Origin of the sequence: Cryobacterium sp. 10I5 (assembly GCF_035019865.1) — a bacterium.
Taxonomy (GTDB): Bacteria; Actinomycetota; Actinomycetes; order Actinomycetales; family Microbacteriaceae; genus Cryobacterium; species Cryobacterium breve_A.
Window position 1 is genome coordinate 1 of sequence record NZ_JASJVI010000095.1, and the last position, 13,543, is coordinate 13,543.

At 68.1% G+C, this 13,543-nt stretch carries 9 protein-coding genes; 7 read left to right on the top strand and 2 right to left on the bottom strand.

Features of this window, described 5'->3' with window-relative positions:
- Positions 1-11 precede the first annotated feature (11 nt).
- Both QN350_RS16915 and QN350_RS16920 read right to left on the bottom strand, forming a co-directional pair.
- Positions 12-1,058, bottom strand: a complete 1,047-nt coding sequence (locus QN350_RS16915) for a zinc-dependent alcohol dehydrogenase family protein (protein ID WP_323503653.1) — start codon at positions 1,056-1,058, stop codon at positions 12-14.
- A 147-nt stretch (positions 1,059-1,205) separates the two neighbouring features.
- A complete protein-coding gene (locus tag QN350_RS16920) occupies positions 1,206-3,392 on the bottom strand; it encodes an ATP-dependent Clp protease ATP-binding subunit (RefSeq protein ID WP_323503654.1) in 2,187 nt (728 codons plus the stop codon).
- Positions 3,393-3,576: 184 nt separating this feature from the next.
- On the opposite strand from QN350_RS16920, the gene QN350_RS16925 reads away from it, so the two are divergent.
- From QN350_RS16925 to QN350_RS16955, 7 genes are all read left to right on the top strand, one after another.
- Entirely contained in the window at positions 3,577-5,508 is a 1,932-nt protein-coding gene (locus QN350_RS16925; RefSeq protein ID WP_323503655.1) for a primary-amine oxidase, read from the top strand.
- Positions 5,509-5,597: 89 nt separating this feature from the next.
- The gene (locus QN350_RS16930; protein WP_322138597.1) at positions 5,598-6,506 is read left to right on the top strand and encodes a universal stress protein; all 909 of its coding nucleotides are present in this window, start codon (positions 5,598-5,600) and stop codon (positions 6,504-6,506) included.
- A 17-nt stretch (positions 6,507-6,523) separates the two neighbouring features.
- Entirely contained in the window at positions 6,524-7,207 is a 684-nt protein-coding gene (locus tag QN350_RS16935; protein ID WP_322138596.1) for a hypothetical protein, read from the top strand.
- 85 nt (positions 7,208-7,292) lie between these two features.
- A complete protein-coding gene (locus tag QN350_RS16940) occupies positions 7,293-10,703 on the top strand; it encodes a DEAD/DEAH box helicase (protein WP_323516943.1) in 3,411 nt (1,136 codons plus the stop codon).
- Between the two features lie 137 nt (positions 10,704-10,840).
- Positions 10,841-12,160 carry a glycosyltransferase 87 family protein gene (locus QN350_RS16945; RefSeq protein WP_323516944.1) on the top strand — a complete coding sequence of 440 codons (1,320 nt, stop codon included), beginning with the start codon at positions 10,841-10,843 and terminating at the stop codon, positions 12,158-12,160.
- Between the two features lie 37 nt (positions 12,161-12,197).
- Complete coding sequence (locus QN350_RS16950) at positions 12,198-12,839, top strand: histidine phosphatase family protein (protein WP_323516945.1); 642 nt, start codon at positions 12,198-12,200, stop codon at positions 12,837-12,839.
- A gap of 159 nt (positions 12,840-12,998) precedes the next feature.
- Positions 12,999-13,466 (top strand): GNAT family N-acetyltransferase, encoded by a 468-nt coding sequence (locus tag QN350_RS16955; RefSeq protein WP_323516946.1) that lies wholly within the window; start codon positions 12,999-13,001, stop codon positions 13,464-13,466.
- Positions 13,467-13,543: the final 77 nt, after the last annotated feature.

The window sequence follows — 13,543 nt, forward strand, 5'->3', positions numbered from 1 at the left end:
GTTTGGGGCGGTTAGGGGCGGAGGAGAACCTTGATCGCGCGGCGCTCGTCCATCGCGGCGTACGCTTCGGCGACGTCGGCGAGCGGAAGCTCGAGGTCGAACACGCGGCCCGGGTTGATGGCCCCGGAGAGCACCTCCGGCAGGAGTTCCTCGATGTAGCCGCGCACGGATGCGACGCCGCCGTTGATCCCGACGTTGCGGCCGAAGAGGGGCTGCATCGCAATCGGGCCGCCGGTGGGAACGCCCACGTAGCCGACCATTCCGCCGGGGCGGGCAGACGCAACCGCCTGCTCCATGGATTCCTTGGTGCCGACGCACTCGAGCACGAAGTCCGCGCCGATGCCGTCGAACATCTCGTGGATCTTCGCGACGCCCTCGGCGCCACGTTCCTCGACAATGTCGGTCGCGCCGAATTCGCGCGCGACGACCTGCCGCGAGGCGTGCCGGGACATGGCGACGATGCGCGAGGCCCCGAGGCGCTTCGCGGCGATGATCGCACAGAGGCCCACGGCGCCGTCACCGACGACGACGACGGTGCTGCCCGGGGTCACTCCCGCGGAGACTGCGGCGTGGTGGCCGGTGCCCATCACGTCTGCGAGGGTCAGCAGGCCGGGGATCTGGGCATCCGTCGGCTGGGACGGCGTCGCGACGAGGGAACCGTCCGCGTGCGGCACGCGCAGGCGCTCGCCCTGGGCGCCGTCGGCGAAGCCGCCGAGCCGGTCATCCGCGCCCCACCAGCCGCCGTGCAGGCACGAGGTGCTCACACCGTTGCGACAGTTGATGCAGGTGTTGTCGCAGTCGTAGAAGGGGGCGATGACGAAGTCGCCGACCTTGATCGTGGTGACGTCTGCGCCGATCTCCTCGACGATCCCGACGAATTCGTGGCCGATCCGGTGCGGTTCCTTGGTCGGCTGCACGCCGCGGTACGGCCACAGGTCGGAGCCGCATACGCAGGCTGCGACGACGCGCACGATCGCGTCACCGCCGGTCGAGAGAATCGGGTCGGGTACTTCTTCGAGGCGGATGTCCCGCTCGCCATAGATCACAGTTGCACGCATGCTCCGAGCCTACTTCCCGCCCTCGCGAGCTTCCCATCAGCCAGCCCCGGTTCCGCTGACCGCGAAAGCGGGTGAATCGTCGGTTTCACTACCTCAGAACGACGATTCACCCGCTTTCGCGGTGATACGGGCGGGGCCAGAGAGGCCCTAGAGGTCGGCCTCGTCGAGCGGATGCGGCGGCACGGGCACCGCGGGCGCGGGCGCGACCGTGAGCGAGTCTTCATCCGCCGCGAGGTCCACGAGCACGGTGTCGCCGTCACGCACCTTGCCGGAGAGGATCGCGGTCGCGAGCCGGTCGTCGATCTCGGTCTGCATGAGGCGCCGCAGCGGGCGGGCACCGTACATCGGGTCGTAGCCGCGTTCGGAGAGCCAGGTGCGGGCCCTCGGGGTCACGGCCAGTTCGAGGCGGCGCTCCACGAGGCGCTTCTCGAGCCGGTCGATCATGAGTTCCACGATCTGGCCGAGGTCCTCCATCGAGAGCGACTGGAAGACGACGATGTCATCGAGCCGGTTCACGAACTCCGGATTGAAGGTCTGCCGTACGAGCAGTTGCACGGCTTCCTCCTTCTGCTCGGTGCTGAGGGTGGGGTCGATCAGGAACGCCGAGCCGAGGTTCGAGGTCAGCACGAGGATGGTGTTGCGGAAGTCCACCGTGCGGCCCTGGCCGTCGGTGAGGCGCCCGTCGTCGAGCACCTGCAGCAGCACGTCGAAGATCTCCGGATGCGCCTTCTCCACTTCGTCGAACAGGATCACCGAATACGGGCGCCGGCGCACCGCCTCGGTGAGCTGCCCACCCTGCTCGTATCCGATGTAGCCGGGAGGAGCGCCGACCAGGCGGGACACCGAGAACTTCTCGCCGTACTCGCTCATGTCGATGCGGACCATGGCTTTCTCGTCATCGAAGAGGAACTCGGCGAGCGCCTTGGCGAGCTCGGTCTTGCCCACGCCGGTCGGGCCGAGGAAGAGGAACGAGCCGGTCGGCCGGTCCGGGTCGGAGATGCCGGCCCGGCTGCGGCGCACCGCGTCGGCGACAGCGCGCACGGCGCGCTTCTGCCCGATCAGCCGGTGCGCGAGTTCGCCCTCGAGATTGAGCAGCTTCTCGGTCTCGCCCTGCAGCAGGCGCCCGACCGGAATGCCCGTCCACATGGCGACCACCGCGGCGATGTCCTCGGCGGTGACCTGGTCGTTGACCATCCGGGGTCCGTCGGACTCGGCCTGCTCGGCAGCGGCGAGCTCGCGTTCCATCACGGGGATGTCGCCGTAGAGCAGCCGGGAGGCGCGCTCGAGGTTGCCCTCGCGTTGCGCCCGCTCCGATTCACTCCGCGCGGTGTCGAGTCGGGTCTTCAGCTCGCCGACCCGGTTGAGCGAGGCGCGTTCCTTGTCCCAGCGGGCCTGGAGCCCCTTCAGGGTGTCCTCACGTTCGAGCAGGTCGGCGCGCAGCTTCTCGAGCCGCTGGCGGGAGGCGTCGTCCTTCTCCTTCTTGAGGGCGAGTTCCTCGAGCTTGAGCCGGTCGACGCTGCGGCGCAGCTCGTCGATCTCGACGGGTGCGGAGTCGATCTCCATCCGCAGCCGGCTCGCGGCCTCGTCGATGAGGTCGATCGCCTTGTCCGGCAGCTGCCGGGCGGTGATGTACCGGTTCGAGAGCGACGCGGCCGCGACGAGCGCGGCATCCGCTATCGACACCTTGTGGTGGGCCTCGTAGCGCTCCTTGAGGCCGCGGAGGATCGCGACGGTGTCCTCGACACTCGGCTCGTCGACGAGCACCGGCTGGAAGCGCCGTTCGAGGGCGGCGTCCTTCTCGATGAACTCACGGTACTCGTTGAGCGTCGTCGCACCGATCAGGCGCAGCTCGCCGCGGGCGAGCATCGGCTTGAGCATGTTGGATGCCGCGACCGAGCCCTCCCCTCCGCCCGCGCCCATCAGGGTGTGCAGTTCGTCGACGAAAGTGATGATCTGGCCCTCGGCGTCGTTGATCTCCTTGAGCACAGCCTTCAGCCGCTCCTCGAACTCGCCGCGATACTTCGCCCCGGCCACGAGGGCGGCGAGGTCGAGCGCGACGAGCTGCTTGCCCTTGAGCGAGTCGGCCACGTCGCCGGCCACGATCCGCTGGGCGAGGCCCTCGACCACGGCGGTCTTCCCGACGCCGGGTTCTCCGATCAGAACCGGGTTGTTCTTGGTGCGGCGGGTGAGCACCTGGCTCACCCGGCGGATCTCGGCGTCCCGCCCGATCACGGGGTCGAGCTTGCCGCTTTTCGCGATCTCTGTGAGGTTCACGCCGTACTTCTCGAGTGCAGACTTCGCCTCTTCCTGGGGCGGCTGCTGGCCTGCTTGCATGGGAAGATCCTCTCTCTCGTGCGACGGCCACCGACGGGCAAAGCTGAGTCGCATCGGCTCAATTTTAGAGGCAGCCGGAGGCCGACGCCAGCGCTCGCGATCGGCGGTACCGGTGCCATAATGACCGCAAACGGTGCCGGGCAACAGCGCCGCGGCAACATGCCTTCGAAGACGAGGAGCCCCGATGACCTTCCATCCCCTCGACCCGCTGACGGCGGGCGAATTCACCGCGGCCGCGGCAATCCTCGCCCGCGAGCGCGGTGTCGGACCTGGCTGGCGCTTCGCGTCGATCGAACTCGTCGAGCCAAGCCGGCACGCCAGGGCCGCCTTCGATGGTGCAGGGGCGGTCCCCGAGCGCCTCGCCCGGCTCGTGGTGCTGAACCGGGCCGAGAACAGCACATGGGTCGCAATCGTCTCCCTCAGCGCCGACGCCCTGCTCAACTGGAGCGCGGTGCCCGGCGTCCAGGCCAACTTCACGGTCGACGAATGGGACGAAGCGGATGCCGCCCTGCGCGCGCACCCGGACGTGGTCGCCGCCCTCGCCCGCCGGGGCATCACCGATCTCGCCAACGTCTTCATCGACACCTGGACCTACGGCGACGCCGTCATCCCGGAGCGATTCCGGGGCAGGAGGATCGGCTGGTCCGATGTCTGGGTGCGTGCGCAGGCGGGCGCCAATCCGTACGCCGGACCCGTGAGCGGACTGCACTTCGTGATCGATGTCAACACGATGGAACTCCTCGACGTCGAGGACTCGTTCGAGGTCGACCGCCCGGCCGTGATGGGCGAATACGTGCCGCATCTCGTTCCGCCCCGCATCCGGGACCTGAGCCGGCGTCCTCCGCTGAAGCCGCTCGACATCGTGCAGGCGGAGGGGCCGAGCTTCACCGTCACCGGCCACCGGGTCGAGTGGCAGAACTGGTCGCTGCGGGTCGGCTTCAACTACCGGGAGGGCATGACGCTGCACGAGGTGAGTTACCGGGACGGCGAGCGGGTGCGCCCGATCGCCAACCGGCTCTCCTTCGCAGAAATGGTCGTGCCCTACCGGGATCCGAGCGTCGACCATTTCCGGCGCACGGCCTTCGACATCGGCGAGTGGGGCCTGGGCTTCATGACCACCTCGCTCGAACTGGGCTGCGATTGCCTCGGCGAGATCCGCTACCTCGACGCCGTGCTGCACAACAGCGCCGGTGAACCGTACTCGATCCCCAACGCCATCTGCATCCACGAAGAAGACAACGCGGTGCTCTGGAAGCACGTCGACCACGACGGCGGATCGGAGGTGCGGCGGATGCGGCGCCTCGTCGTCTCCTTCCACGTCACCGTCGCGAACTACGAATACCTCGTCTACTGGCGCTTCTACCAGGACGGCAACATGGAGTGCGAAGTGCGCGCGACCGGGATCATGGTCGTCACCAGCCTCGACCCGGGCCAGCCGCACCCGAACGGCACCCTCGTGGACACCCGCACATACGCCCCCTTCCACCAGCACTTCATCGTCGCCCGGATGGACCTCGACATCGACGGGCCCGAGAACACGGTGTTCCGCTCCGAGACGCACGTCGAGCCGATCGACGAAGCCAATCCACTCGGCCTCGCCCTCACCCAGCGGAACACGCCCCTCGAGACCGAGGGCTTCGACGACTACGACTGGGCGACCCAGCGCAGCTGGAAGGTCGTGAACGAGAAGACGTCGAACGGCCTCGGTACCCCGGTGTCATACAAGCTCGTTCCGGGCGGTGCCATCCCGTCGTTCTTCGACCCCGCTTCGCCGGTGTTCCAGCGGTCCCAGGTGATCGGGCACACGGTGTGGGTCACCCCGGCCGACGACCTGCAGCGCTGGCCATGCGGCGAGTTCGTCAACCAGAGCGCGGTCGACCACGGCCTGCCCGAGTGGACCCTCGCCGGGCGCCCGGTTCGGAACGCCGACATCGTGCTCTGGTACGTCTTCGGCATCCACCACATCACGCGCCCGGAGGAGTGGCCGGTCATGCCGGCCGACACCGTGTCGTTCTGGCTCAAGCCGGTCGGCTTCTTCGACCGCAACCCCTCCCTCGACGTGGAACCGGGTGCCTCAGGACACGCACACGGGCACGGGCATCACGACGAGCACTGAGCGACACCGAGTAGCACCGAGCAGCGCTGGCCCCGAAGCGCACAGACCCGCACCACCGACATTTCACCGAGAGCCCAAGGAGATCCAACGTGACCAGGACAGCGAACTACGTCGTCGCCTACGAAGCGACCGATCGAGGCAATGACGCCATCGAACTCGGGGTGACCCTCGCCCGGCTGACCGGCGCCGAGTTGCGGGTGTGCCTCGTGCTGCCGCACTCGACCGTCGCGCCCTCGCGTCTGCGCTCCTCGGGCTCCGACTTCGAGGCACTCCTCGAGCAGCAGGGCCTCGAGTGGCTCGCTGAGGCCGCGGCACGGGTGCCGGCCGACGTCGTGGCCACGACGCACCTGATCTGGGCGGATGCGGTCTCCGACGGGTTGCTGAGGGCCGTCTCGGAATTCGACTCCGACCGGATCGTCGTCGGAGCCTCGCGCCACGGCATCCGGGGCCGCTACACGATCGGCAGTGTCGCGAACGCCCTCCTGCACGCCTCGCCCGTGCCCGTCGCCCTCGCGCCACACGGGTATCAGGCCCCGGAACGGCTCTCCCGGATCACGTGCGCGATCGGTACCCGGCCCGGCTGGTCGACGCTCCTCGATTCTCTGCTGGCGTTCACCCAGGACTTCCGCGTTGATGTGCGCTTCCTCACCCTCGTCGAGGTCGACGCCCGGCGCACCCAGCATGGCGAGACGACACCCGCCCTGGAGGCGGCGCGATCCGCAGAGAGCACGGCGCACCTGGAATCGGTGCTCGAGTACTTCACCTCGCGTTCGCCTGCACCGGGCACCATCACGACCGAGGTCGCCGTCGGCGAAAACGTGGAGTCCGCCGTCGAGGCTATCGAGTGGCGTGCGGACGAAGTCGCCTTCGTCGGTTCGAGCCGCCTCGCCCAGCCCTCGACGATCTTCCTCGGTATCACCGCCCACCGCATGCTCAGCGCCCTCCCCGTGCCGCTCGTCGTGGTACCCACTGGCGCGTCCGCCCGGCTGGCGCGCTAGGTGGTAGGTTTGGCCGCATGACCAGCCTTTTCGCACGTCGTCGTCACGTATTCGCTGCCCTTGCCGCCGTCGCCGCCGTCGCAGCGGCGACCCTCAGCGGCTGCGCCGGGGGCACCGGGACGGCGCCAGGAACCGCGAGCCCCGTCACCTCGAGCGCGGCGGCGCCGACCGCAACACCCACGGCGACACCGATCGTCTCGACCGGCGTCGAAGACCCTGCGATCGACACCCAGGACCCGAGCTCCTGGCTGATCACCTTCGACGGCGTCGGGCCGCTGGAGTACGGCGGGAGCATCAGTGCGGCCCGGCCGTCGATGACCTACTACGCCGACGCCACGGTGGCCGCCTGCCCGACAGTCGCAGACTTCCAGGCCGATGGCACCGCATCGCTGCGTGCGCCGCTCGACGGCGACACGATCACGGCGCTCTCGGTCACCGGCCACACGGCTGCGGCATCGCCCGCTCTTGCCGTCGGCTCGCCGCGCACGGCGGCGGGCGTGACCGTCGGCAGCACGGCCGCAGAACTCCTTGCCGCCTATCCGGGCATCGTCCAGTACCCCGCCAAGTACCCCGGCACGGACACCGTTTATTCGGTCTCGGACGGCGGGTCCGTCTGGATCGTCTTCACCCTGATGGAGGGCGTCGTCGTTCATATCGACCTGACGAACTCCTCCAGCGCGCTCGACGAACTCTGCGGCTGAGCGGCGGGGTGTGCCCGCGCCGGGTGACGCCTGCCGAAGCGTGGGAGAATGGGGTTCGACCTTCTAAGGAACCATCCTCCCCCTTATGGCTCACTCTCTCAGCTCACACGAGATCGCCCTCCTCGTCGGAAGCCAGGCCTTTTCGCGCGGTGAACGTTATGCACGCAACGGCCACGTCCTCTCCGAAGTCTGGGATGACTCGGGCACGAGGCTGACCGGGAAGGTCCGGGGCACCGGTCGCACGCCGTACACGGTGACCATCTCGTTCATCCTGAATCCCGCCGGGGTCGCGGTGCGCGCGACCGGGCTCTGCACCTGCCCGATGCGGACCAACTGCAAGCATGTCGCCGCCCTGCTCGTCACAAGCCGGAACGGCGGCAACCCGGGCTCGATCGAGGTCGACGAGGGCGACGTCGACCGGTTCCGCAGACGGTCCGCGCCGCCGGCTCTGTATGCACTCCAGTCCCCGCGCGTCCCGGCGGCGCCGGCGACGCCGACCGTCCCGCGCTGGCGCAGCGCCCTCGGCGGCCTGCCCACCCCGGGTGAAGCGGCCGCGCAGACCGGGACAGAACTCGCGTTGCAGTTCCAGGTGCTCGCCCCGATCAACTCCCGGTTCCAGTCCGGCGGACGGCATCTCGCCGCCCGGCCGATGCTGCTCGGCAAGCAGGGCCGCTGGATCCGCGGCGCCCTGACCTGGGACAACATCGCCCAGACCGCGGGCACCGCGCAGCGCGCCCAACGGCGGGTGCTCTCCGCGCTCTATGCCCTGCACCTCGCCGGACGCCCGTACTACGGCTCGGCGACGCAGTGGATCCAGCTCGACGACTTCCCCGACCGGGCGCTCTGGGGCCTGCTCGAGGAGGCGACGGCCGCCGGAATCCCGCTCATCTCCACCTCGGGCGCCCAGGATCCCGTCCACATCCATGAGCGTCCGGCATCACTCGAGCTCGACATCCGCCGCACAACGGCCGGTCTCGCGCTCACCCCCGCGGTCGTGCTCGACGAGCGCCGGCTGCCCGGCGGCCGGTTCGGTTTCACCGGCGACCCGGCGCACGGTATCTACACCTGGCAGGACGCCCCCGCCGGGGACCCGACCGGCGGCCGGCTGACTCTTGCCCCGCTCGCGGTCGAGGTCAGCAGGGAGCTGCGGAACCTCGCCGTCACCGGCCAGTCGATTGACGTGCCCACCGACGACGAGGCCGACTTCCTCGCCGAGTTCTACCCGTACCTCCGCGATCGCGCGCTCGTCACGAGCCGCGACGCCTCATTCGAGCTGCCCGAGACCCCGCGACCCGCTCTCGCGCTCACGCTCAGCCACCAGGCGGATGCCCGGATCACCCTGAACTGGGCATGGCGGTACCAGGCAGGCCCGGTAGCCGGCATCAGCACCGTGTCCGGCACCGCCTCCGGCACAGGTGCCGACGCCTACGACCTCGAACTGAGGCCTTCTCCCGGCGAGCACCGCTACCGCGACACCGTCGCAGAGGCACGGATCCTCCGGTCCGTCGACGAACTGCTCGCCCCCCTCGTCGAACTCACGCCGAGACGCGGCGGAGTGCCCCGGCTGTCCGGCCATTCCGAACTCACGGGCGTCGGCATGATTGATTTCCTCGAGGGGGTCGTGCCTCGACTCAAAGCTATCCCCGACGTCCTCGTCGTCGAGCGCGGCGACGTGGTCGGTTACCGTCAGGCGGACTCCGCCCCCGTGATCAGTGTCGGGACGAGCGAGCGCCTCGACGACAGGGACTGGTTCAACCTCGCGGTGTCCGTGTCGATCGACGGCGAGGACGTGCCCTTCGACGTGCTGTTCCGTGCTCTCGCCACGGGCCAGGACATCCTCATCCTGCCCAGCGGCATTTATTTCAGTCTCGACCGGCCCGAACTGCACACCTTGCGCCGCCTGATCGAGGAAGCCCGCAGCCTGCAGGAACCATCCGCGACCTCCCTCGGCATCAGCCCCTTCCAGGCCGACCTCTGGGAGGAACTACAGGAACTCGGCGTCGTCACCAGCCAGGCCGCCGGCTGGCGCGACATCGTCGCCGGCCTCACCGACGTTGAGCGGGTACCGACGCTCCCCCTGCCGGACGGCGTGCACGCCACCCTCCGCAGCTACCAGCAGTCGGGCTTCGAGTGGCTCGGCTTCCTTCTTGACCACCGGCTCGGCGGGATCCTCGCCGACGACATGGGACTCGGCAAGACCCTGCAGGCGATCGCCCTGATCAGCCGCGCGGTGGCCGCACGCGACAGTGTCGCTCCCGCGCACCCGTTCCTTGTCGTCGCTCCCACGAGCGTCGTCTCCAACTGGGCCGCGGAGTGCGCGAGATTCGCGCCCGACCTGCGCGTCGCATCCGTCACGGAGACCTCGCGCAAACGGGCGACGAGCATCGCGGCCCTGCACGCCGAGGCGGATGTCGTGATCACCTCGTACACGTTGTTCCGCCTGGACTTCGACGAGTACAACGCGGTGCCGTGGGAGGGTCTCCTGCTCGACGAAGCCCAGTTCGTGAAGAACCGCGCTTCCCGGGCCTATCAATGCGCCCGTCGCCTCGACACACCGTTCAAGCTCGCGATCACCGGCACCCCGCTCGAGAACAACCTGATGGAGTTCTGGTCGCTGCTGTCGATCACGGCGCCCGGCCTGTTCCCGAGCCCGAGCCGGTTCGCCGACTACTACCAGAAGCCCATCGAGCGGGACGCGAACGACGAACGGCTCGCCCAGCTGCGCCGCCGCATCCGCCCGTTCATGCTGCGCCGCACCAAGGAGGAGGTCGCCGGTGACCTGCCGAGCAAGCAGGAGCAGGTGCTCGAACTCACCCTGAATCCCCGGCACCGGGCCGTCTACGACACGCACCTGGCCCGGGAACGACAGAAGGTGCTCGGCCTGATCGAGAACCTGAACGCGAACCGTTTCGAGATCTTCCGTTCCCTGACGATGCTCCGTCAGTTGAGTCTCGATGCCGGGTTGTACGACGCCAAGTACGACGGGATCCCTTCGACAAAGCTCGACGCGCTCCTCGAACTGCTCGAGGACATCGTCGCCGGCGGGCACCGCACCCTCATCTTCAGCCAGTTCACCCAGTACCTCGGCCGAGCCCGCGCCCGGCTCGAGGCAGCCGGGATCAGCTACTCCTACCTCGACGGCAAGACTCGCAACCGGGCTGCGGTCATCGATGAGTTCAAGACCGGTGACAATTCGGTCTTCCTGATCAGCCTCAAGGCCGGCGGCTTCGGGCTCAACCTCACCGAGGCCGACTACGCGATCCTGCTCGACCCGTGGTGGAATCCCGCGACCGAGGCGCAGGCCGTCGACCGGATGCACCGGATCGGCCAGACCAAGAACGTCTTCGTCTACCGGCTCGTCGCCAAGAACACGATCGAGGAAAAGGTCATGGCGCTCAAGGCCACCAAGGCACGCCTCTTCGACAGTGTGCTCTCCGCCGACGGCGCCCGGGGAACCGCGCTCACGGCCGCGGACATCCGCGAACTACTGTCCTGACCGCCATCCGGCTGTGAGCTCTCTCAGCCAGAATCGCCGGTAGTGGGGCATAACCATCTTGCAACCCAGCCCGCAAACCTATAATTTTGATGAAGTCTGCCCTCCCGGGCTTTTGGCCGTCTGCAGAGGTGAGTGAAATGTCCTACATTCTTGACCAGGTCGACCACCGAGTCCGACGCGTTCTCACGCCAGCCCGCCGTGTGTGGCTGGAAACACCCCGCACCCTCGTCATCGGCTTCATCGCCATCCACGTCGTGTTCCTCCTGGCCCTCTTGCCCGCGATCCTGACCGGCAATGTCCTCGGTGACCTGCCTCTTTATCGCACCTGGGCCCAGCAGGGTCTCGTTCATCAGATCTGGATGGGCATCAACGTCGAGTGGGTCTACCCGATCGGCGCGCTGTTCCCGATCGTGTTCGCCGGCCTCGGCGGTCCGCTGTTGTACCAGCTGATGTGGTTCCTGATGACGGCTGCGCTGAACGCGCTGGCGGTCATGGTGCTCACGGATGCCGGCCGCAAGATCAGCGGTTACCGTTCCGCCTGGTTCTTCCTCCTGATCAGCTTCGTCCTGAGCCCCGTCGGCCTGCTCCGGCTCGAGGGCCTCACCGCGCCCCTCGTGATCATGGGCCTCGTCCTGCTCGCGCGCCGCCCGGTTGTGGCCGCCGCACTTCTCACCATCGCAACCTGGGTGAAGGTCTGGCCGGCGGCCGTCGTGGTCGCCGTCGTCGTCGCCTCGCGGCGCCGCATCACGGTGATCCTCACGGGCATCGCGGTCACCGGCGGCATCGTCGCCACAGTCTTCGCGCTCGGTGGCCTCAAGTACATCACCGGCTTCGTCACCATGCAGTCCGACCGGGCCATGCAGCTCGAAGCGCCGATCACGACCCCCTGGGTCTGGCTCGCCGCCCTCGGCCACCCCAACACGTTCATCTACCAGAACTACGCGATCGCCACCCGCGAGGTCAGTGGGCCCGGCACAACGCTCGTCGCTTCCCTGATGAACCCGCTGATGTTCATTGCCATGGGGGCGATCGTCACGCTCATGCTGGTCGCGCTGCGCCGTCACCACGACGTCTCCCAGCTCCTGCTCGTCGGGTCGCTCGCGCTCGTCGGCGCTTTCATCATCTTCAACAAGGTCGGATCCCCGCAGTACATGCTCTGGCTCGCACCCGTCGTCATCGTCGGAGTCAGCCACAGCTGGCACGCCTGGCGTGCGCCGGCGTACATGATGGTCGCGATCGGCATTCTGACCACCCTGATCTTCCCGGTGTTTTACATGCCGCTCGTCAACGGCGACCTCTCGGCGCTCGTTCTCCTGACAGCACGCAACGGCCTCCTGGTCGTCATGTTCGGCTGGTCTCTCGTCACCCTTTGGCGCATGGTCGTGGCTCCGGTCACCTCGCCCGCGCTGTTGTCCCGCCGCCTGGCCGCGACCAACTCGCGCAGCGTCTCCGCCTGATTCCCGGTTGGGTCCCCGCCCGGGGGACAATGGAGTGGTGACTTCCGCAACGACTTTCGCCCTTATCCGCCACGGCCAGACCGACTGGAATGCCGCCATGCGGATCCAGGGTCTTTCGGACATCCCGTTGAACGACACCGGTCGGGCCCAGGCCGCCGATGCGGTCGGCCACCTGGCCCGCTACGACTGGGACTTCATCGTCTCCTCGACCCTGTCCCGAGCCGCGGAGACGGCGGACCTCATCGCAGACGGCCTCGGCCTCACAGTGACCCGTCGCATCCCGCAGATCGTGGAACGCAACTACGGTCCCGCTGAGGGCCTGAGCGCCGGTCCTGAGCTCGACGCTCTCCGCGTCGATGGGGGCCCGACCGGCAACGGCGGCTTCCTCGGGGCAGAGCCCGAGGCGGATGTCGCCTCGCGCGGCCTCCAGGCCCTGCGTGAGCTGGCCGCGGCGAACCCCGGAGCCAGGATCATCGTCGTCTCCCACGGCACCCTGATCCGCCTCGCCCTGATGAGCGCCCTCGGCGAGTTCGTCGGCACCATCACCAACGCGGCCCTGACCGTCGTCAGCCTCGACGACGCCGGCTGGTCCCTCGAGGTGCTCAACGGCGAGGTCCTCACGCCGACGGACGATCTCGACAACGACCTCGACGCCCTCGACGCCGCCCCCGCCCGCTAGCCAGCCGCTCCAGGTACCTTTCCGGTCGAGAGTGCCTGGTACGCGGGTAACTCTCGACCGCAGAGGTGGCCCTCGGACGATCGTGTGAGAGAACGCCACGAGGTGCATCGAGGGGATCCCTCAGCGAGCAGTGACGGCCGATCGCACTAGTGTCGTGGCATGGTTGTGACCCGTGCTGCGATTGCACCTGACTATGCGCGTCTGCTTGAGTGGGTGCCCGACGCCCCGGCGTTGTATCTGTTTGCCGGACCGAGCCTGGCGTGGCCGCCGACCGTGGCGCAACTCGAGGAGATCTCCCGGAGACCGGGGCTGAGCGCCTGGATGGTAGCCGATGACGAAAACGAGGCCGCCTGGGGGCATTTCGATCTCACGGTGCACGGCAATTCAGCCCGCCTGGGAAGAGTCCTTGTCGACCCTCGGTACCGTGGGCGGGGCCTGGGGCACATACTCACCCGGGCAGCAATCGAGAAGGCTCGAGACCTCGGAGTTGACGAAGTCCCTCTGGCGGTCGTTTCGGACAACGAACTCGCGGTGAAGGCATACAGGCGAGCCGGGTTCACAGTGTTCGTGGATCCCGAGCGCCCCCTGTTCACGGCGATGACGTATCGGATCCCCGAACGCCCGTGAGGGTTAAAGCAGAAAAGCCACCCCGTGGGGTGGCTTTTCTGGTGTTTCTAAGTGAAGTCCGGCGGTGTCCTACTCTC